The organism is Pseudomonas sp. URMO17WK12:I7, from assembly GCF_003269045.1.
In the GTDB taxonomy this organism is placed as follows: Bacteria; Pseudomonadota; Gammaproteobacteria; order Pseudomonadales; family Pseudomonadaceae; genus Aquipseudomonas; species Aquipseudomonas putida_J.
In genome coordinates, this window is the sequence record NZ_QLTL01000017.1 from 51,487 (window position 1) to 69,854 (window position 18,368).

Genomic DNA, 18,368 nt, shown 5'->3' on the forward strand with positions numbered 1-18,368 from the left:
AGTTGGCCGACCACCCCCTGCAGCTTGCCGTTGAACTGGTTGAAGTGCTGGCCCAGGTGGGTGATCTCGTCGCGGCCGTGGGTGTCCAGGCGACGGGTCAGGTCGCTTTCGCCGCTGGCGATATTGCCCATGGCCTGCACGGCTTCCTGCAGGGGGCGGGCAATGCTGCGGGCGATGAGCATGACCACGAGGGCCATCAGTACGGCGATGGCCAGGCCGAGCAGCGAGGCATCACGTAGCTGGCGGGCGAATTCGGCCTGCACATCGTCGACGTAGACGCCAGAGCCGATGATCCAGCCCCAGGGCTTGAATAGCTGGATATAGGAGGTCTTGGCCACCGGCTCGCTGGCGCCCGGCTTGGGCCAGCGGTAGTTGACCGGGCCGGCGCCCTGGCTGCGGGCGAGGGCAACCATCTCGTTGAACACGGCGAAGCCGTCCGGGTCGCGGATCGCGGAAAGGTCCTGGCCGTCGAGCTTGGGGTTGGCCGGATGCATGATCATCTTCGGCCCCAGGTCGTTGATCCAGAAATAGTCGTTCTGGTCGTAGCGCAGCGCCTGCACCACTTGCAGCGCCTGCTGCTGCGCGTCCTCGCGGCTGAGCGTGCCGGCAGCCTCCAGGCCGTGGTAGTAGGCCAGCACGCCAGCGGCGGTCTGCACCACGTGGCGGGTCTTTTCCGCCTTGGCGTGGTACAGGTCGCCATGGATCTGGCGCAGCATCAACAGGCCGAGCACCACCAGCATGCCCACCGCAACCACCAGAATCAGCCACAGACGCCTGCTGATCGACATCGACCGCAATGCCTTCATCGAATCCACTCCTGCATTGTTCTTTTTATTCACGTGCATCCAAGCACGCTTTGCAGGCGGCAGGCACTCGACTAATGGCTAAGTGCTAGTAATTGGCTACTCTGCCACAGGCCGCACGAGCCTTTGCCATGCCGCTTTGATAGGATCTCGGCCGTGTTGGATGAAACCTTTAGCCAGGCTGAACTTTTCCACTGGCGCCGGTCCCAGAAGTCGCTGTAAAAAGGCCGCGCCGCGTGCGGCAATCACAAGCAAACCAAGAATAAGGGGCCTGCAGCAGCAGTGCTTCATCGGGGGAATAATGGATTTTTGGACTGCCTTCCAGGCAATCATCTTAGGTGTGGTCGAGGGGCTCACAGAGTTTCTGCCGATTTCCAGTACCGGCCACCAGATCATCGTTGCCGACCTGATCGGCTTTGGTGGCGAACGGGCCATGGCGTTCAACATCATCATTCAGCTGGCGGCAATCATGGCGGTCGTGTGGGAGTTTCGCGGCAAGATCCTTGAAGTAGTGTTCGGCCTGGCCAGCCAGCCGAAGGCACGGCGCTTTACCGGTAACCTGTTGCTGGCGTTCATGCCGGCGGTGGTCCTGGGCGTGCTGTTCGCCGACCTGATTCACGAATACCTGTTCAACCCGATCACCGTGGCCACGGCGCTGGTGATCGGTGGCGTGATCATGCTCTGGGCCGAGCGTCGCCAGCACACCGTGGCGGTCGACCATGTCGACGACATGCGCTGGACCCATGCCCTGAAGATCGGTTTCGTACAGTGCCTGGCGATGATCCCGGGTACCTCGCGCTCTGGCTCCACCATCATCGGCGGCCTGCTGTTCGGCCTGTCGCGCAAGGCAGCCACCGAGTTCTCGTTCTTCCTGGCGATGCCGACCATGGTCGGTGCGGCGGTGTATTCGGGCTACAAGTACCGCCACCTGTTCGAGCCAAGCGACCTGCCGGTATTTGCCATCGGTTTCGTGACCTCGTTCATCTTCGCCATGATCGCCGTGCGCGCGCTGCTGAAGTTCATTGCCAACCACAGCTACGCGGCTTTTGCCTGGTACCGCATCGTCTTTGGTCTGCTGATTCTGGCGACCTGGCAGTTCGGCTGGGTCGACTGGTCGACGGCGCACAGCTGACATGGCGCGCGCACAGGGGGCGGCGCCACGCGGCGCAGAACGTACAGAAGGCGTGCGCAATGCGCGCCTGAAATTGGTGCTGCTGGGTGTGCTGTGCCTGTTGCCGGGACTAGGTGCGGCGCAGATGGGCTGGAGCGGGCAGACCTGGGTGCCGCTGGCGTTGTACCCCTTGGTCAGCCTGATCAGCCTGCTGTTGTACTGGCACGACAAGCGTCAGGCCCAGGGCAATGCCTGGCGCACGCCAGAAAAGGTGCTGCATGCCAGCGAGTTGCTGGGGGGCTGGCCCGGCGCGCTGGTCGCTCAGCAGCTGTTGCGGCACAAGACACGCAAATTGTCTTACCAGCTGGTGTTTTGGGGCATCGTGCTGCTGCACCAGGTGTTCTGGCTTGACTACCTGTTCCTGGGCGGCCGGTTCCTGCCGTTCAACTGATCAGCTCAGCAGGCCTGCCTGCAGCCGTTTCGGCAGCCGCCGCACCACCAGCTGGTGCGAGCGCTGCAGCAGGTCGCACAGTTCATCCCGGCCCATGGGGTAGGGCGGCTCCATGCTGATCCATTTGGCACGGGCCAGATAAGGCGCCGGCCGCACGCCAGGGCGGTCGCAGTAGCCCAGAAACAGTTCGTCGGCGACCTTGAACGACAACCCCGCCCCAGCCAGGTCGAGCACTGCGAACATCTTGTTGCCGGCCACGGAAAATACCCGGATGCCGCCCCATTTGTAGTCTTCCCGCGCACCTGGCAGGCTCAGGCAGAACGCTGCCACCTGCTCTTCGGTCATTTTCTGCCTGGACATGACGTTCTCCTTTACAGGGGCCGGTCAGCACAAAGATCGAATGCATGCTCAAGGTGATCCAGCCAGGCCCGGACAGCCGGCAAAACACCACGCCGGTGCGGGTAGACCGCCTGGAGCCAGGCAGGCGCGCAGCGCCAGTCGGGCAGCATGCGCACCAGCGCCCCGCTGGCAAGCTCGCTTTCACAATGCATCAACGGCAACACCGTGAAGCCCAGGCCGGCCATCGCCGCCTCCTTGCGCATGACAAAATCTTCCACACCCAGGCGGGCCGGCATGGCGATTTCGCAGCGCTCGCCGGCTTCGTTGAACACGCGCATTCTGGCGAGCCGATCGGCGTCCAGTGCACCCAGGAAAGGCAGCGCCGTCAGCTCTTTGGGGTGTGCGACGAGGTGAGTCGCCTTGAATTCGGGTGATGCTACAACTTCCGTGCGGGCCTCGCGCAATCGCTTGGTGACCAGGTTGGGTTCTTCGTCCTCTGCTTCGCGCACGCGAAGTGCGACATCGATCCCCTCATTGATAAGGTCGACGCGGCGATTGACCAGCAGCAGCTCAAGCTGGACGTGCGGGTATCGCGTAAGGAAGTCCCGCACCAGGGGATTGAGAAACTGATTGGCCAGGCCGATAGGGCTGCTTACCCGCAGTGGGCCGCGTGGCTCGCTGGTGGCGCTGGCGATCACTTCATCGGCTTGTTCTGCCTCGAGCAGCATCGCCTGGCAGTGGCGCAGATAGCGTTCGCCCAGTGCGGTGAGTTGCAACTTACGCGTGGTTCGCTGAAGCAGGCGGGCGCCAAGCCGCTCCTCCAGCTCTGCAATACGTCTGGACAACCTTGATTTCGGAATGCCGAGCAGGCGACCTGCCGCAGCGAAACCACCGGCTTCCACGACCTTTGCGAAATAGAAGAGGTCACTCAAATTGCGGGGATCACCAATGGGCACTTTCGACCGACCTTAGGGGAATAGGGCGCCATTATGCCTGAGTCCGATGTGTGCTGGTGTGCAAGGGTAAACGACCCGCGGGAAGTGATCCGGCGGGTCTGCAGTGGGTGTCAGGGAATCAGCACGGTCTTGTCGCTGCTCCCCCCTTCAACCGCCTTGTATTCGGCGATGCCATCAACCAGCGCGACTTCCCGAACACCTTCTGGTGCCGGCAATGAACCCTCGTCGAAATAATGGCCGAAGTCGTTGAGCATTGCCGCGCACTGGGTGGTGTCATACAGCAGGGAGTTCACGCCCACCAGCACGCCACCCTTGCGGTACAGCGCCAGTGCCGGGAAATTGACCATGCCGTCCACGGGGGCGGCAATGATCGCGATACGCCCGAAATTGGCCAGCGCGGATACCGATGCCGGCAGCCAGAACCCGGTGGTATCGAACACCACTTGAGCACCGCCCGGGAACACTTCAGCCACCTGTGCGCCCAACGATTCAGCAGAACCGAGGACGATCGCCGGGTAGCCCTTGGCTTCAAGGGCCGCGGCCTGCTCTGGCCTGCGCACGGCGGCCAGTACCCGTGCCCCACGGACTTTCGCCAGGGCCAGCGCCGCCGTGCCTACGGCGCCATTTGCACCTATGACGAGGAAGGTCGTACCCGCCTTGATGCCGGTGCGCTCGACCGCGTCGTAGGCGGTGGTGAACGGTACGCCGATAGCCGCCGCCTGGGCGAACGACAGGCTGTTCGGCTTCAATGCCACGCCGCTTGCCGGCAGGGTGAGGAACTCGGCATGGGAGCCATCGCGCAGGAAGCCAGGGCCTCTGCCCGTACCCCATATGGCCTGGCCGATCATGTCAGCCGGGCCCTGCTCGACAATGCCGGCGAAGTCCCGCCCAGGGACGCGAGGCAGCGTGGTGTAGGGGAAGCGCCCAAGGACATTCTTCACATCGCTGGGATTGAGGCCTGCAGCCTTGACCCGGACCAGAACCTCATCGGCAGCGGCAACGGGGGTAGGTAGATCGACCAGCGCCAGGTGGTCGATGCTGCCGGTAGCCGTGAACTGCAGAGCCTTCATGATGCGTTACCTCAAGTGGATGATGCGTCCCAGCTTAAGGGGGGCCGTTTTGACGTGCCTGCCAGATAGTTACGCGTATCAGACAGTCTGGCTTGAACGCTGCAGATGGTGGGTGGCGTAGACGGAAGGTGCGATCCCTACCGAGCGCCGGAACATCTCGCTGAAGCTGCCCAGGTTGAAGCCCAGTTCGTCAGCGACCGCACTCACTGCGGCGCCATCGAGCAACCGCGCAGACGCGTAGGCGAGTTGTACCTGGCGTCGCCACTCGGTGAAGCCCAGGCCAAGTTCCACGTTGAACAGCCGGGCCAATGTTCGGGTGCTGGCGCCGATGGCCTGGGCATGCTGTTCGAACGACATGTCCAGCGAGGGCGTGCGCAAGACGTTTTCGCACAGGCTGCGCAACCGTCGATCGCCATTGGCAGGCATGGGCACCTGCAGCGATGCGCTGCGGGCGCGCCGCAGTTCGATCACCAGCAAACCCTCCAGCGCATCCCGGTAGCTTTCGTCGTTTTCAGGCCCCAGGCTGACCCTGCGCCTGATCAGTTCGCGCAGCAATGGGCTGACTTCCACGACCGAGAGCTCGCTGCCGATGCGGATGGCCAGCTCTTCGCGCAGGTAGATGTTGCGCATCTCGAGGTCGGACACCACACGAATGCCGTGATGGAGCTGCGGGGGGATCCAGACGGCTCGATGGGGCGGTACCAGCAGGGCTGCTCTTGGCGTGTCGACCCACATGACGCCGCTTTCGGCATACAGCAACTGCCCCCAATCATGCAGGTGGGGCTCGATTACCAGGCCTCGTGGGTAGGTACGGGCCAGTGGTTGGATCGGGTGTTGCGCACTGGCGAGGTCAGGTGGAGTGGCGACGGCCATGACGGGTATTTCCGGGAAGGTAGAGCGTTGTGGGCGTGACTATACACGGATCAATTTTTATCGGTTGTCCCACCAGTGGGACGAACTAACGCATTTTTACCGACTTATCAGCCATTCGACACCCCGGTAGGATGACCCCCATCGTGATCGCCCACCGCCGCGGTCTTCACTCACTGGAGAGTCCCATGAAACTGTTGCATATCGATTCGAGCATCCTGGGCGACAATTCCGCCTCTCGCCAACTGAGCCGCGAAGTGGTCGATGCCTGGAAAGCCGCAGACCCGAGCATCGAAGTGGTTTACCGTGACCTGGCCGCCGACGCCATCGCCCACTTCTCGTCCGCCACCCTGGTGGCAGCCGGTACTCCGGAAGAAGCCCGCGACGCCGCACAGGCATTCGAAGCCAAGCTGAGCGCCGAAACCCTGGAAGAATTCCTCGCCGCCGACGCCGTGGTGATTGGTGCGCCGATGTACAACTTCAGCGTGCCGACCCAGCTCAAGGCCTGGATCGACCGCGTTGCCGTAGCCGGCAAGACCTTCCGTTACACCGAAGCCGGCCCGGAAGGCCTGTGCGGCGACAAGAAAGTGGTACTGGTTTCCACCGCCGGTGGCCTGCACGCAGGCCAGCCGACCGGCGTTGGCCATGAGGACTTCCTCAAGGTATTCCTCGGCTTCATCGGCATCACCGACTTGGACGTGGTCCGCGCCCACGGCCTGGCCTATGGCCCGGAACAGCGTACCCAGGCCATCGATGCCGCCCAGGCTCAGATTGCCAACGAGCTGTTCGCCGCGGCCTGATTGCCTGGCGGCAAAAAAACCGGCTGGTGCCCCGTGCGCCAGCCGGTTTTTTTCATTCAGTTTTCATCTGCCGGCGGCCGCAGCGGTTCTATGCTGACGCTATTCTGGTGCTCGTTGCGCGATAGCTGACCGATGAACACTCCCCGCTGTTTGCTGGCATTGCTGCTCGGCGGCCTGTTGGCCCAGGCTGAGGCTGCGCCCTGGGTGGCCGGGCTGCACCACATGACCCTCGACGACCCGGTCGATGCCAGGCCGATGCAGGCTTTGGCGTTCTACCCATCACACGGCACACCGCGCAATATCCGCATCGACGGCTACCCCATCGACGTCGCCGAAGAGGCCCCGGTAGCGCTCGGGCAGTTTCCGCTGTTGGTGCTGTCCCACGGCAACACCGGCAGCCCGCTGGCACTGCATTACCTGGCCACCTCCCTGGCCCGCCAGGGCTTTGTTGTGGTAGCGGTCGTGCACCCGGGTGACAACGCCCGTGACCACAGCCGGCTGGGCACGCTGAGCAATCTTTATGGTCGGCCGTTGCAGGTCAGCGAGGCGATTACCGCCGCCCGAGAGGACACGCTGCTTGGCCCTTATCTGAATGACGGCAAGGTCGGTGTGATCGGTTATTCGGCCGGCGGTGAAACCGCACTCATCTTGTCCGGCGCCCAGCCCGACCTGGATCGCCTGCGCCGTTATTGCCTGGAGCGCCCGGGCGACGCCGATGCCTGCAAGACCCACGGCGTGCTGATTGCCGACCGCAGCGAACTGGCGCCCAAGGCTGACGCACGGGTAGGTGCGGTGATGCTGATGGCACCCCTGAGCCTGATGTTCGGCCGCCATGCCCTGGCCGGCGTGAAGGTGCCCGCGCTGATCTACAGCGGCGACAGCGACCAACTGGTGGCGGTGGACCGCAACGCCGAGGAGTTGGCGCGCAAGCTGCCGATCACCCCGGACTACCGTTTGCTGGCCGGGGCAGGGCACTTCGTGTTCATGGCCCGCTGTGACGAAGAGCAGCATGCGCGTATGCCGGCCCTGTGCAGGGACGCCGACGGCGTCGACCGGCGCCACATCCACCATTCGCTGCAGCGCGACACGGCCGCCTTCTTCACCCAGGCCCTGGGCGCACCAGAGCCGGCCGAGCGTTCAGCCGCGACGTCCGCGCCGCGCCAGTAGCAGCGTCAGGCCGACCCCGGCCAAGGCCAGCAGGGCAGCGACGCCGAAGATCGAGGCATAGCCCAGGTGCACCGCCACCGCGCCCATCACCGGGCCGGCGATGGCCAGCGCCATGTCGAAGAACACAGCATAAGCCCCCAGCCCCGCGCCGCGGCTGCTGCTCGGCACCTGCTTGATTGCCTCGACACCCAGTGCCGGGTACACCAGCGACAGGCCAAAGCCCGTCAGCCCTGCACCGACCAGCGCCCAGGGCGGCGAGGGTGCCAGCCACAGCAGGCTCAGGCCGAGTACTTCGGTGGCCATGCAGGCCATGGCCACGTTGTAGCCACCGAAGCGGTTGACCGCGTTGACGAACAACAGCCGCGAAATGATGAAGCACAGGCCGAAGGCACTCAGGCACCACGCTGCACCGACCCAGCCGCGTTCCAGATAATAAAGTGTGACGAAGGTGGTCAGGGTGCCGTAGCCGATGGATGCCAGGGTCAGCCCCAGACCACAAGGTGCGACGCGGCCGAACGCCGACCAGAATGGCAGCCGCTCGCCGCGCGTCACCACCACATCCGGGCGCTTGCGCAACACCAGCAAGGCCAGCACCGCCAGCACCAGCAGGGAAGGGCCGAGCACGCTGAAGTCCAGTCCAGCGACCGCCAACACACCGACTGGCGCACCGATGGCGATGGCGCCGTACGAGGCAATGCCATTCCACGAGATCACCCGTGCCGTGTGTTCAGGGCCGACCTGGCTGATGCCCCAGCTCAAGGTCGCGACGCCAATCAGCCCTTGGGCCAGCCCCAGCAGTACACGGCCGCCGAGCAGCAGTGCCAGGCTCAGCAGCGGCACCTGCAGCGACCAGGCCGAAAGCAGCGTCAGCACCCCACAACCGGCGATGCCAAACAGGCCATAGCGAATCGCCTGCTTGCCCCCCAAGGTATCTGCTACACGCCCGGCAAAGGGGCGGCTGAGCAGGGTGGCGAGGTATTGCAGGCCAATGGTCACCCCGGCAATCACGGCACCAAAGCCCAGCTGGTCGTGCACATAGCTGGGCAGCACCGCGATCGGCAGGCCGATACAGAGGAAGGCAATGAAGGTGTAGAAGACGATCGACAGGATCTGCAGGGTGATGCTGAAGGTACTGCTGGCGGGGGCGGGCTGTTGCGCGGTCATGGGCTCTTTCGCGGGCGGGCGGTTGGGCGTGCCGTAATCATGGCCGCTGCGCGAAGGAATTGAAAGCAGGCTAACGAATTATTCGTCGCAGAGTGGTTGCCCGTGGAGTGGGCGGTGGATTCTTCGCGGGCTTGCCCGCAAAGGGGGCGGCCCAGCCACCACAAGGCGGCCAGGCCAGGTCAACTACCTCAGACCACGACGCCCTGGCTACGCAGGTAATCGTCGTACGTCCCGCTGAAGTCCACCACACCATCAGCGCTCAGCTCGATGATGCGGGTTGCCAGCGACGACACGAACTCGCGGTCATGGCTGACGAACAGCAGGGTGCCCGGGTAGTTTTCCAGCGCCAGGTTAAGCGCTTCGATCGATTCCATGTCCAGGTGGTTGGTCGGTTCGTCCATCACCAGCACGTTCGGCTTTTGCAGAATCAGCTTGCCGAACAGCATGCGGCCTTGCTCACCACCGGAAATCACCTTCACCGACTTGAGGATCTCGTCGTTGGAGAACAGCATGCGCCCCAAGGTGCCGCGGATGACCTGTTCACCGCTGGTCCACTGGCCCATCCAGTCGAACAGGGTCATGTCGTCTTCGAAATCGTGGGCGTGGTCTTGGGCGTAGTAGCCCACTTCGGCGCTGTCGGTCCACTTCACCGAACCTGCATCCGGGGTCATCTCGCCGACCAAGGTGCGCAGCAGGGTGGTCTTGCCGATACCGTTGGGGCCGATGATCGCGACGCGCTCGCCTGCTTCGACGGTGATGTCGAAGTTCTTGAACAGCACCTTGTCATCAAAGGCTTTGGCCATCTTCTCGACGACCACCGCCTGGCGGTGCAGCTTCTTGGTCTGTTCAAAACGAATGAACGGGCTGACACGGCTCGAAGGCTTGACCTCGGCCAGCTGGATCTTGTCGATCTGCTTGGCGCGCGAAGTCGCCTGCTTGGCCTTGGAGGCGTTGGCCGAGAAGCGGCTGACGAAAGTCTGCAGTTCGGCGATCTGGGCTTTCTTCTTGGCGTTGTCCGACAGCAGCTGCTCGCGCGACTGGGTGGCCGCGGTCATGTACTCGTCGTAGTTGCCTGGGAACAGGCGCAGCTCACCGTAGTCCAGGTCAGCCATGTGCGTGCACACGCTGTTGAGGAAGTGCCGGTCGTGGGAAATGATGATCATGGTGCTGTTACGCGCCGTGAGAATGGTTTCCAGCCAGCGGATGGTGTTGATGTCCAGGTGGTTGGTCGGTTCGTCGAGCAGCAGCACGTCCGGGTCCGAGAACAACGCCTGGGCCAGCAGCACCCGCAGCTTCCAGCCCGGCGCCACTTCGCTCATCGGGCCAAAGTGCTGCTCCAGCGGAATACCCAGGCCCAGCAGCAGTTCTCCCGCGCGGGATTCGGCGGTATAGCCGTCCATTTCGGCGAACTCGGTTTCCAGCTCGGCGACGGCCATGCCGTCTTCCTCGGTCATTTCCGGCAGCGAGTAGATACGGTCGCGCTCGGCCTTGACCTTCCACAGCTGGCCGTGGCCCATGATCACGGTGTCGATCACGGTGAATTCTTCGTAGGCGAACTGGTCCTGGCGCAGTTTACCCAAGCGCGTGTTCGGCTCGAGCATGACCTGGCCGCCGGACGGCTCCAGGTCGCCGCCGAGGATCTTCATGAAGGTCGACTTGCCGCAACCATTGGCACCGATCAGGCCGTAGCGGTTGCCGTTGTTGAATTTGACCGAAACGTTTTCGAACAGCGGCTTGGAGCCGAACTGCATGGTGATGTTGGCGGTGGAGATCAAAGGGCTTACCTATCAGTAACTTACGACGCTGGATTTTCAGCTGATACCGATTTGATACCAATCTTGAGTTTTTCCAGCTCGCTCCAGTCGGAGCTTGAGTTGAGCCAACGGGCATACGTCGACAGCAGCATCTGAACGCTGTGACCCAGCTGTTGGGCGATAAATGCGGGGTTGAGGCCGGACATTAAGCATATTGTCGCATAGGTATGGCGGCAGTTGTATGGGGGGCGACGTCTGATCCCCAAATCGTTCAGCACCGGCACCCACTGTTTGTGCAGGTCAGACGTCTGTTTTACATACTCAGCGTTCTTCGACGGCGGGAATAGGTACGGCGTTTCGGTCACCGCTCCCTTCCCATAAGCGCGTTGTCAGTGTTGTGATAGAGGTCCGTGACAATGCGGCGTGACAGAAGCAGTGCCTCCCGCTCCTCGGCAGACAGCTTGTCGCGCTCGCGCTGATCCTTCTTGCGTTGGGCTGGCGTCTTCGCCATGGCGGATACCTCCCAAGCCGCTGGGCGGCAGATTGATGTGTTGCTGGCGCTGGCCGTGCCAGACGCGTGCGGTGATGCGTTTCATGCTGCTTTCTGCTGGTTCCAGGCGCCGACAGCGGCAAAGATCTTGGCGGCCTCTGCCTCGTCGAGCGTTGTGTCGGTGGGGATGGCGATCCAGCCGGCCGCCACCAGGTGATTAGGGTTGGCCGTGGCCGGCAGCTCTGTGTAGGTCGCCTCGATCACGTCGGTCAGGGCTCGGCGCGGTAGTTGCCTTGCGGTGCGACCTCGATCGACTTGTTGTACCGCTCGCCGAACTCTGTCCGACAAAGCACGCTGAGGTAGATGGTCCACCGGTGCGGGATATCGCAAACGGCGTCGACGACCTGGCGCACGCAAAAATATCTTTGCGCCAGTGCATCCAGAACGGCACCCAATGGGTAGTTGTTATCAGGCAGTCGGTGATTGCCTGACCCATGACCCCCACGGAGCTCGCCCCATGATCATCAAGCCCGCTTTCTCCCTGCTCGCCGCCTGCCTTGTACTTGCGTCTGCACCCGCCCATGCCCAGTCGGGCGTCCCGGACGCAGTCAAGGTTCCCGACGGCCACGCCATCATGCTGGAAACCGTTGGTGTCGGTGAGATCACCTACCAATGCCGCGACAAGGCCAATGCGCCAGGCCAGACCGAATGGGTTTTCGTCGGTCCCAAGGCGGTGCTCAACGATCGCAGCGGCAAGCCTGTAGGTGACTATTTTGGTCCTCCGGCCACCTGGCAGGCCAAGGACGGTTCGAAAGTGACCGGCACCCAGCTTGCCGTCGCCCCGGCGGCCAAAGGCGATATCCCGTATCAACTGGTCAAGGCCAACCCTGCCGAGGGCAAGGGCGCGATGCAAGGGGTCAGCTACATCCAGCGGCTGGCGACGCGCGGTGGCGTAGCGCCTGCCATGGACTGCACGGCGCAGAGCAAAGGCGCGCAACAAGTAGTCAAGTACCAGGCGGACTACGTGTTCTGGTCGGCCAAGTGACGAGGGCTTGAGCGGCAGGCCAGCGATTGATCATCTACGCTGCTGGACGTGCCCCAGGCCTGTAAGGCAGGGCACCGTCCAGGTTTCATGATGAAGGAACTACCCCATTTTGAATTCGCCCGTTGTTCCATTTGATTTCGAGGGCTGTCTTGCCGCTTGCGCCCAAGGAGACCGCCGCGCCTTGCAGGCGCTCTATGAGCATGAGGGGGCACGTTTGCTGGGCGTCGCACGGCGCATCGCGCGCGACCAGGCGAGCGCGGAGGACATCGTTCACGATGCCTTTGTGCGTATCTGGACACGTGCTGCCAGCTATGACCCATCGCGCGGTTCAGCCCGGGGCTGGGTCTACAGCATTACCCGTCACCTGGCGCTGAACTTGGTGCGTGACGGCCGCTGGGAAACCGACCTGGACGAGCCTGGCATGATCGCGGCTGTAACCCTGGCCCCGGAGCTGGACGACCTGCAACTGTGGTCAGGCTCGGCGAAAATCTATCGCTGCCTTGAGCAACTGCAACCCGCCCCCCAGCGTTGCATCCTGCATGCGTATGTGGACGGTTGCAGCAATGCCGAAATCGCAGCGCTGCTGGGTGCGCCGCTAGGCACCGTGAAGGCATGGATCAAGCGAAGCCTGAAGGCCCTGCGGGAGTGCATGACATGAAGCGTACCCCAGGTGATGACAGCGCCGAAGACCTGGACGACCTAGCAGCCGAGTACGTGCTAGGTACCTTGAGTGGCGAGCAGCGTGCTGCCATGCAGGACCGGTTGAAATCGGAGCCGGCCGTACGCGCCGCAGTGGATGCCTGGGAGGCCCGCCTGCTCGAACTGACCACGCAGGCTGAACCCATCACGCCAAGCCACCGCTTGTGGGGCCGGATCGAGCGCAGCCTTGAAGAGGCTCAACCGTCCGGGCAACCACGCGCTGGCTGGTGGCAGCGGCTTGGACTCTGGCAGGGCTTGAGCGCTGCGGGGTTGGCCGCGAGCTTGCTTCTGGCCTTGGCGCTGTTGACCAAGGCTCCGCCTGTGACCACCTATATGGTGGTGCTGGTAGCGCCGTCGGGGCAGGCCCCGGGGTGGGTAGTGCAAGCCAACGATGCGAGCATGATCGAACTGATCCCGCTTGGCGTGGACGATGTGCCCGAAGGCATGACCTTGCAGTTCTGGACCAAGGGCGAGCAGTGGCGCGCACCTGTTTCGCTGGGGTTGGTCAAACCGGGCGAACAGTACCGCGTGCCGCTGAGGCGCTTGCCTGCGCTTGAGCCGAATCAGCTGTTCGAGCTGACCCTTGAGAAAGCGGGCGGCTCCCCGACCGGTGCGCCAACGGGCCCGGTGAAGTTCATTGGCCGCGCGGTGAAAGTCATATGAGCCCCTGCGGTCTCCATCGTGCACAAGCGGCTTGACCCTGAAGTGGCTACAACCCTCACGCTGGTAGCCAGTTTCTCTCTACCAGGCATTCATCATGGACAACCGTATTCCTCCGCCGCTGGTCGCTACCCTGTTCGGTCTGTTGGCGTGGTTCGCAGCTCGACACTTACCGGGAACACTGGAGCTGACTATCGAATGGCGCATTGGCCTGGCGCTGGTGGTATTGCTGGCAGGCGCAGCGGTTTGCCTTGCCGGCGTGCTTTCCTTCCGTCACGCACGTACCACGGTCAACCCGCTGAAGCCTGAAACAGCTTCGGCCCTGGTCCGTTCGGGCGTTTACAGGTACACACGCAACCCCATGTACTTAGGCTTCGCCACAGTGCTGATAGCCTGGTCGATCTTTCTCGCCTGGCCGCCAGCGCTGCTGGGCGTGCTGGGCTTTGTGATCTACATGAACCGCTTCCAGATCGGGCCGGAGGAGCGGGCCCTTGCCAGCCTTTTCGGGAGTGAGTTTGCGCAATACTGCAAACAGGTCAGGCGTTGGCTGTAGAAACGAAACGTCTACCATCTTGCCAGTGGCCGCTCTCGATCCAATGCCATCTTCCTGAGACGCAGCCAGTGATCTTCTCCACGGGGATAAATGAGCCCGCTTGATTACGAATTCTTCAAGATGGCCTCAAAATGCGACTGACCTACGATGCTCAGCCGTTGCAACCACCTTGCCGCGCTTGAGCACCATCAGCCGTGTCGGCAGGTCGAGAATGACATCGGCCACAGCCCGGCAATCGACCATCACCAGGTCGGCATCATTGCCCACCGCCAAACCGTGGCGTTTCAACCCCATGGCTTTGGCAGGGTTTGTCGTGAGCATCGACAACACGGTGGCCTGATCATCCGCGCCGCCCAAGTGGCAGGCGGGAATGGCCAGTTGCGCAATGTGTAACAGGTCGCCAGTGCCATACGGTGTGAATGCATTGCGGATGTTGTTGGTGGCCAGGCAAACCGTGACACCGCCGTCGCGCAGTGCACGCACCGGTGTCAAGGTGCGTCTGACATTGTGACTGTCACCCCGAGCCCCCAGGTGCAGGTCGGTGGCGGGCAGGCACATCACGCTGATGTCGGCCTCACGTAGCAACGCAATCACCTGTGCCCGTCGCGCTGGCGAGGCGGCGGCCAGGCTGGTCAGATGCCCAACGCAGACGCGCCCTTGGTAGCCTTCGGCAATGGTTCGACGTGCCACGTACTCGATGGTCATATGCTCGGCGTCATCGGCGAAGTCCTGGTGCAAGTCGATGTCTTTGCCGTAGCGCTTGGCCAAGTCAAAGACGAAATCTATGTGCTCCAGCGGCGACACGTCGTTGTAGGGAATGCCGCCCACCACATCGGCCCCCACCTCCATTGCCTGGGCCATCATGGCCTGCATGCCAGGCAGCGTGAGAATGCCTTCTTGCGGAAACGCCACGACCTGGATGTCGATCACCTCGCGGAATTGCTCGCGCAACTCCAGCACCACTTCGAGCCCGGTGAAGCCTTGGGCGGGTCAAACTCGGCATGGGCACGCACATGCGTGGTACCGGCACTGAACCAGTGCGCGCAGCACCTGGATCGAACGTTCGCGGATATCCTCACGGGTCAGTGTGGGCTTCAGTTCGGCGGTGACAGCGATCGCTTCCTTCAAGGTGCCGGAACGGTTGGCCTTGCGCTGCATCACGTTGGCTTTTTCCAGGTGCAGGTGGCCTTCGACAAACCCAGCCACAAGCACTTTGCCGTGCGGTGTGTGTCGACATGGTGCACGTCCTTAGCAGAGTGGTTCTGATGCAGCAGAAAACTCAGCGTCCCGTGCAGTTTGAGATTACAGAGCAAACTCGACTGGCCCTACAGGCCTGGATACATCAAGCCCATCTGTACAGCGAGGATTGTCTTTTCCCAAGCCGGCTACACGCTTCAGAGCACCTTGAATTGTCCCTGGTTTGGTAGACACCCCGAACGACTGCCCAGCCCACCTTTGCTCGGTTGGAACACAAAAGGGCGCTCCGGGTGTGCCGATTTGGAGGCCATGCGTCGAAGTGTCGCCATCCGCTGGGCCTGTCTCGGCTGTCCAGCCGCATCTGGGTGTAGGCACCTAGTCTGGGAATGGCGTCTGCAGCTAGCCACTTGGCCGCTATATCGCGGCAGTGAATAGAGGGGGAGAGGGGTTAAAAAAATGGAGCTTTTCTCCGTGAGCGGTGGTCAAGCTAGTTGGATAGGCCTAATTACAAATGAGTGGCCTGCCCGTCCTGGTTTCACCAACAAGCCACCGGCGGTGGAGGAGAGCACTATGCGCAGACGAGGCGGCGTTTACTGGGGTTGGTCAGACCCTACACTTCACCATCAATCCCACGAAGAAACGCTACACGACGGCACCCTCATCGATGTCCAGGTGAGACTTTCCCGCACCGGCGGCAGCCAACTTTTTCTAGGCGTCTACGCACACTCCGGCATGGCACTGCATGAAGAGGCTTACGATTCCAGGCCAGGCGAATCGATGTACCGGTCGTTGGCCTGGGGGATTGGTCGAGCGCGTCGAGTTGCTGATCAGTATGCCCCTACTGGAGAGGTGTAACAGCTGGCTGTAGTAAGGTTGTACTACTGTCAGGGTTCCCGTTTCAGTGCAACCTGCGACTGGAGAGCGAGGTCCTTCACAACCTCGCTGTAAATACACTTGATCGTGCCCCATGGGATCATGTGGCGCTGCGCGTAATCGCCCTCTCCATCATCGTTGATGGGGGAAGGCGCTGGCGGGCAACGCCGGAGGGGCAGGCCGCGCTTCTTGTCGGCGCGGCCCTGGGCTAGGGGGAGCCGAAGCGCTCTTAGTAGCTGGCCTTGGCCGCTTTCAGGGTGGACGCCCACTCTTCAGCAACGTCAAGCTCATGATAGGGCGACCAGTACGCGCATCCCATCGAAGGAAAGTTGTACTGGCAGTTCGGATGGAATATGAGCGGTCCAACTGATCTCAGCAAGACCAAGGGCTTCAAGCTTTGATACAGCTCTATGCCTAACGCCGCCGATATGGGCGGCGTTTTCGTTTGTGGGGGAGGGTGCTGGCGTGCAGCATCGACCTGAGCTATTGCTTCATCCTCGGTCAATCCACTCAAGGAACATGAGATGAAGCAATTACTGCTGATGGCTTTGCTGGCAGCGTCAGGCGCGGCTCAGGCTGAGATTCCCATGCTGAACGCAACATGCCCGGGGAAGATTGAAGTCCACGCGGACAAGGGCGGCCCGATCTACATCAATGGCAAAGAGGGCAAGCTGAAGAAGGTCAACGACAACTACTTCGAAGCCAAGGCCAGCGGAGTGACCATTTCGCTGTCGATCAACCCTGACGGCGCTCCGAGCGTTTCCTATACCGGAAGGAACCGGGCCAATGGCATTTGCCAGGTGAAAGCGTAGGGCCCGTAAGTCGCAGGTGGGCAGCATCGAAAAACCGCCGTCAGGCCCACATCCGGTACGCCCGGCACGTGTCAAGCCGCCCTCGATCGTCCCTGGCATCAGACCAGGGGCGTATCCTGCAGCCTGATGCTGGGCGTTCGTTACTTTTTGGACATGATCCGCAGAATGCGCAGGAACAGGTTAATGATGTCCAGGTACAGCGCAGCGGCACTGTCAATCGCGTTGTCGACGGTGCGCTCGATCTGGTTGGCACGCCCCCAATCTACGCCGATGTAGCCGCAGAAAATCGCGGCGACGATGTAGTCCATGGCCGCCAGGTGGGTGCCGAACAACAATGCCTGGCCCAGTTCCACGACGATCGACACCACCAGGGCGATGAACAGTGACGACTCGATCCGTTGGAAGAATGCCGGGAACACAGTCCCCAGTATCATCATCCCCGCGGTGAGCAGGATGGTCGTTTGCACCGCCTGGACAATGTGCTCGTGCGAGTATTCGGGCAGTACCACCACCAGCAGCAGTCCGATCGGCACCACGATCAGGTTGTAGCCCAGGAAGCTGTACATCGGCTCCTGCGAGCGGAAGATGATGGCGATGCCGGACATCGCCAGGACGAAGTAGCCAACAACGAACAGTATCAGGGGAATGGCCAGCATGACTTCGGCCGGTACCGTGGTGACCAAATACCAGTTCACCGCAAAACCCCACAGCAGCACAGCACCAAGTATGAGATTGTAAGTGTTGGCCGAGATCTGGTGGTTGGTGCCGACTCGGCTGAAGGTATCGTTTTCAAGCATGTATTGGGCTTTCCTTGGCTGAATGTCCATGCCACGACAGAGCCGATGGGCGTCGGGCACGTTATCGTTGTCGGTGGTCGACCATGATGGCACATTGCATCATCAGTATTGAAGCGACAGGATGATTACCGTAGGGCTATGGTCCGTCAGGGACGTGCAGCGTCCGGAGGCCCACAAGCAGCCGGGCACCCGGAGATTGTCCTCACCGGGCCGCAATCGCATGATCCTCACCTTTTGCTGGCTAACAGCCTTGCGGTTGAGGCAATGCGACCGTGGGCCTGCTCCGAGATAGGCTACACTCCAGGCCGAAGCTGGTTTTGAGCGAGCTTCTTCACGCTATCGTCGCTCTGGCGATCCACACCGACGGGCCCTGAAAGGCTCACAGAGGGTGCACCAATGGCGACTATCGACACTGACGTTTTCGCGCAAGGGCTGTTGCAGGTCGAGGCCTGTTGGCAGAGGTACATCTCGTCGCAGCGACTGGCCGAAGGACTGACGGGCCAGGCACTGAGTGGGGCCACTGAGATAGCTGACCAGAATTTCAGACATTTTCAGAACCAAAGCCAGCGATTCTATGCCGAGGTTCGCAAGCGAGTGGATGACGCTGAAAAGCTGGAGCGCGACATGGCGCTGTACCCTCATTATTACCTGCCAAAGGCTTGAGCGCGGCTGCTTGTCAGTTCAGGCGTTTGTTTGCCATGACAATCGGTTTCTGTGGGGCATGCCGTAGCAGTTCGCAATCATGCGCCCTGGCCCC

General features: G+C 62.0%; 21 protein-coding genes and 4 pseudogenes. 12 read left to right on the top strand and 13 right to left on the bottom strand.

Going from position 1 to position 18,368, the window contains the following annotated elements:
- Positions 1 to 44 precede the first annotated feature (44 nt).
- Positions 45 to 845: pseudogene (locus H040_RS28205) on the bottom strand (cache domain-containing protein); the annotation flags it as partial.
- Positions 846 to 1,104: 259 nt separating this feature from the next.
- Between H040_RS28205 and H040_RS22015 the strand changes: the two are divergent.
- On the top strand, positions 1,105 to 1,935 hold the full coding sequence (locus tag H040_RS22015; RefSeq protein WP_112312903.1) for an undecaprenyl-diphosphate phosphatase: 831 nt from the start codon (positions 1,105 to 1,107) through the stop codon (positions 1,933 to 1,935).
- Position 1,936: 1 nt separating this feature from the next.
- Positions 1,937 to 2,365 carry a DUF1294 domain-containing protein gene (locus H040_RS22020; RefSeq protein WP_027919174.1) on the top strand — a complete coding sequence of 143 codons (429 nt, stop codon included), beginning with the start codon at positions 1,937 to 1,939 and terminating at the stop codon, positions 2,363 to 2,365.
- Here H040_RS22020 and H040_RS22025 read toward each other — a convergent pair whose 3' ends face one another.
- The 4 genes from H040_RS22025 to H040_RS22040 all read right to left on the bottom strand — a co-directional run bounded on the left by H040_RS22025 (position 2,366) and on the right by H040_RS22040 (position 5,603).
- The gene (locus H040_RS22025; protein ID WP_027919175.1) at positions 2,366 to 2,725 is read right to left on the bottom strand and encodes an MmcQ/YjbR family DNA-binding protein; all 360 of its coding nucleotides are present in this window, start codon (positions 2,723 to 2,725) and stop codon (positions 2,366 to 2,368) included.
- An 11-nt stretch (positions 2,726 to 2,736) separates the two neighbouring features.
- Complete coding sequence (locus tag H040_RS22030) at positions 2,737 to 3,660, bottom strand: LysR substrate-binding domain-containing protein (RefSeq protein WP_027919176.1); 924 nt, start codon at positions 3,658 to 3,660, stop codon at positions 2,737 to 2,739.
- 110 nt (positions 3,661 to 3,770) lie between these two features.
- On the bottom strand, positions 3,771 to 4,730 hold the full coding sequence (locus tag H040_RS22035; RefSeq protein WP_027919177.1) for a quinone oxidoreductase family protein: 960 nt from the start codon (positions 4,728 to 4,730) through the stop codon (positions 3,771 to 3,773).
- Between the two features lie 78 nt (positions 4,731 to 4,808).
- On the bottom strand, positions 4,809 to 5,603 hold the full coding sequence (locus H040_RS22040; RefSeq protein ID WP_027919178.1) for an AraC family transcriptional regulator: 795 nt from the start codon (positions 5,601 to 5,603) through the stop codon (positions 4,809 to 4,811).
- Between the two features lie 185 nt (positions 5,604 to 5,788).
- Here H040_RS22040 and H040_RS22045 point away from each other — a divergent pair, with 185 nt between their 5' ends.
- Together H040_RS22045 and H040_RS22050 are read left to right on the top strand one after the other, a co-directional pair.
- On the top strand, positions 5,789 to 6,400 hold the full coding sequence (locus H040_RS22045; RefSeq protein ID WP_027919179.1) for an FMN-dependent NADH-azoreductase: 612 nt from the start codon (positions 5,789 to 5,791) through the stop codon (positions 6,398 to 6,400).
- 132 nt (positions 6,401 to 6,532) lie between these two features.
- Positions 6,533 to 7,567, top strand: a complete 1,035-nt coding sequence (locus H040_RS22050) for an alpha/beta hydrolase family protein (protein WP_027919180.1) — start codon at positions 6,533 to 6,535, stop codon at positions 7,565 to 7,567.
- On the opposite strand, the gene H040_RS22055 is transcribed toward H040_RS22050, so the two are convergent.
- The 5 genes and pseudogenes from H040_RS22055 to H040_RS27965 form a co-directional block, all read right to left on the bottom strand.
- The gene (locus H040_RS22055) at positions 7,538 to 8,731 is read right to left on the bottom strand and encodes an MFS transporter (protein WP_027919181.1); all 1,194 of its coding nucleotides are present in this window, start codon (positions 8,729 to 8,731) and stop codon (positions 7,538 to 7,540) included. The two genes, H040_RS22050 and H040_RS22055, sit on opposite strands and share 30 nt — an antisense overlap.
- Positions 8,732 to 8,919: 188 nt before the next feature.
- Positions 8,920 to 10,506 carry an ABC-F family ATPase gene (locus H040_RS22060; RefSeq protein WP_027919182.1) on the bottom strand — a complete coding sequence of 529 codons (1,587 nt, stop codon included), beginning with the start codon at positions 10,504 to 10,506 and terminating at the stop codon, positions 8,920 to 8,922.
- A gap of 20 nt (positions 10,507 to 10,526) precedes the next feature.
- Positions 10,527 to 10,874, bottom strand: a pseudogene (locus tag H040_RS22065) (site-specific integrase); the annotation flags it as partial.
- Complete coding sequence (locus H040_RS27370) at positions 10,847 to 10,996, bottom strand: hypothetical protein (RefSeq protein WP_155954354.1); 150 nt, start codon at positions 10,994 to 10,996, stop codon at positions 10,847 to 10,849. The pseudogene H040_RS22065 and the gene H040_RS27370, both read right to left, overlap by 28 nt.
- Before the next feature lie 81 nt (positions 10,997 to 11,077).
- Positions 11,078 to 11,394 (bottom strand): annotated as a pseudogene (locus H040_RS27965) (hypothetical protein); the annotation flags it as partial.
- Between the two features lie 98 nt (positions 11,395 to 11,492).
- On the opposite strand from H040_RS27965, the gene H040_RS22075 reads away from it, so the two are divergent.
- The 4 genes from H040_RS22075 (at position 11,493) to H040_RS22090 (ending at position 13,932) form a co-directional block, all read left to right on the top strand.
- Positions 11,493 to 12,020, top strand: a complete 528-nt coding sequence (locus H040_RS22075) for a DUF3455 domain-containing protein (protein WP_027919183.1) — start codon at positions 11,493 to 11,495, stop codon at positions 12,018 to 12,020.
- A gap of 109 nt (positions 12,021 to 12,129) precedes the next feature.
- Positions 12,130 to 12,678, top strand: a complete 549-nt coding sequence (locus tag H040_RS22080; RefSeq protein ID WP_027919184.1) for a sigma-70 family RNA polymerase sigma factor — start codon at positions 12,130 to 12,132, stop codon at positions 12,676 to 12,678.
- The gene (locus tag H040_RS22085) at positions 12,675 to 13,382 is read left to right on the top strand and encodes an anti-sigma factor (protein WP_027919185.1); all 708 of its coding nucleotides are present in this window, start codon (positions 12,675 to 12,677) and stop codon (positions 13,380 to 13,382) included. Before H040_RS22080 ends, H040_RS22085 begins: the two co-directional genes overlap by 4 nt.
- A gap of 94 nt (positions 13,383 to 13,476) precedes the next feature.
- Entirely contained in the window at positions 13,477 to 13,932 is a 456-nt protein-coding gene (locus H040_RS22090; RefSeq protein WP_027919186.1) for a methyltransferase family protein, read from the top strand.
- A 126-nt stretch (positions 13,933 to 14,058) separates the two neighbouring features.
- On the opposite strand, the gene H040_RS22095 is transcribed toward H040_RS22090, so the two are convergent.
- Together H040_RS22095 and H040_RS27845 are read right to left on the bottom strand one after the other, a co-directional pair.
- Positions 14,059 to 14,883, bottom strand: coding sequence for an amidohydrolase family protein (locus tag H040_RS22095; protein WP_256208075.1), 825 nt, complete (start codon positions 14,881 to 14,883; stop codon positions 14,059 to 14,061).
- 39 nt (positions 14,884 to 14,922) lie between these two features.
- Positions 14,923 to 15,138, bottom strand: coding sequence for a hypothetical protein (locus H040_RS27845; RefSeq protein WP_256208076.1), 216 nt, complete (start codon positions 15,136 to 15,138; stop codon positions 14,923 to 14,925).
- 38 nt (positions 15,139 to 15,176) lie between these two features.
- Here H040_RS27845 and H040_RS22100 point away from each other — a divergent pair.
- The 3 genes and pseudogenes from H040_RS22100 to H040_RS22115 form a co-directional block, all read left to right on the top strand.
- Positions 15,177 to 15,338, top strand: a pseudogene (locus tag H040_RS22100) (integrase); the annotation flags it as partial.
- A 361-nt stretch (positions 15,339 to 15,699) separates the two neighbouring features.
- Entirely contained in the window at positions 15,700 to 15,984 is a 285-nt protein-coding gene (locus H040_RS27850) for a hypothetical protein (RefSeq protein WP_081784295.1), read from the top strand.
- Between the two features lie 542 nt (positions 15,985 to 16,526).
- Positions 16,527 to 16,814 carry a hypothetical protein gene (locus H040_RS22115; protein ID WP_027919188.1) on the top strand — a complete coding sequence of 96 codons (288 nt, stop codon included), beginning with the start codon at positions 16,527 to 16,529 and terminating at the stop codon, positions 16,812 to 16,814.
- Between the two features lie 140 nt (positions 16,815 to 16,954).
- Here H040_RS22115 and H040_RS22120 read toward each other — a convergent pair whose 3' ends face one another.
- Positions 16,955 to 17,611 carry a Bax inhibitor-1 family protein gene (locus H040_RS22120; RefSeq protein ID WP_027919189.1) on the bottom strand — a complete coding sequence of 219 codons (657 nt, stop codon included), beginning with the start codon at positions 17,609 to 17,611 and terminating at the stop codon, positions 16,955 to 16,957.
- A gap of 396 nt (positions 17,612 to 18,007) precedes the next feature.
- Here H040_RS22120 and H040_RS22125 point away from each other — a divergent pair, with 396 nt between their 5' ends.
- Positions 18,008 to 18,274, top strand: a complete 267-nt coding sequence (locus tag H040_RS22125) for a hypothetical protein (protein WP_027919190.1) — start codon at positions 18,008 to 18,010, stop codon at positions 18,272 to 18,274.
- The last annotated feature ends 94 nt before the right edge of the window (positions 18,275 to 18,368 follow it).

What these genes read in the sequence shown, in the direction of transcription:
- H040_RS22015 (WP_112312903.1), top strand. Translation starts at nt 1,105, where the DNA reads ATGGATTTTTGGACTGCCTTCCAGGCAATCATCTTAGGTGTGGTCGAG.
- H040_RS22020 (WP_027919174.1), top strand. Translation starts at nt 1,937, where the DNA reads ATGGCGCGCGCACAGGGGGCGGCGCCACGCGGCGCAGAACGTACAGAA.
- H040_RS22025 (WP_027919175.1), bottom strand. Translation starts at nt 2,725, where the DNA reads ATGTCCAGGCAGAAAATGACCGAAGAGCAGGTGGCAGCGTTCTGCCTG.
- H040_RS22035 (WP_027919177.1), bottom strand. Translation starts at nt 4,730, where the DNA reads ATGAAGGCTCTGCAGTTCACGGCTACCGGCAGCATCGACCACCTGGCG.
- H040_RS22040 (WP_027919178.1), bottom strand. Translation starts at nt 5,603, where the DNA reads ATGGCCGTCGCCACTCCACCTGACCTCGCCAGTGCGCAACACCCGATC.
- H040_RS22045 (WP_027919179.1), top strand. Translation starts at nt 5,789, where the DNA reads ATGAAACTGTTGCATATCGATTCGAGCATCCTGGGCGACAATTCCGCC.
- H040_RS22050 (WP_027919180.1), top strand. Translation starts at nt 6,533, where the DNA reads ATGAACACTCCCCGCTGTTTGCTGGCATTGCTGCTCGGCGGCCTGTTG.
- H040_RS22055 (WP_027919181.1), bottom strand. Translation starts at nt 8,731, where the DNA reads ATGACCGCGCAACAGCCCGCCCCCGCCAGCAGTACCTTCAGCATCACC.
- H040_RS27370 (WP_155954354.1), bottom strand. Translation starts at nt 10,996, where the DNA reads ATGGCGAAGACGCCAGCCCAACGCAAGAAGGATCAGCGCGAGCGCGAC.
- H040_RS22075 (WP_027919183.1), top strand. Translation starts at nt 11,493, where the DNA reads ATGATCATCAAGCCCGCTTTCTCCCTGCTCGCCGCCTGCCTTGTACTT.
- H040_RS22085 (WP_027919185.1), top strand. Translation starts at nt 12,675, where the DNA reads ATGAAGCGTACCCCAGGTGATGACAGCGCCGAAGACCTGGACGACCTA.
- H040_RS22090 (WP_027919186.1), top strand. Translation starts at nt 13,477, where the DNA reads ATGGACAACCGTATTCCTCCGCCGCTGGTCGCTACCCTGTTCGGTCTG.
- H040_RS27850 (WP_081784295.1), top strand. Translation starts at nt 15,700, where the DNA reads ATGCGCAGACGAGGCGGCGTTTACTGGGGTTGGTCAGACCCTACACTT.
- H040_RS22115 (WP_027919188.1), top strand. Translation starts at nt 16,527, where the DNA reads ATGAAGCAATTACTGCTGATGGCTTTGCTGGCAGCGTCAGGCGCGGCT.
- H040_RS22120 (WP_027919189.1), bottom strand. Translation starts at nt 17,611, where the DNA reads ATGCTTGAAAACGATACCTTCAGCCGAGTCGGCACCAACCACCAGATC.
- H040_RS22125 (WP_027919190.1), top strand. Translation starts at nt 18,008, where the DNA reads ATGGCGACTATCGACACTGACGTTTTCGCGCAAGGGCTGTTGCAGGTC.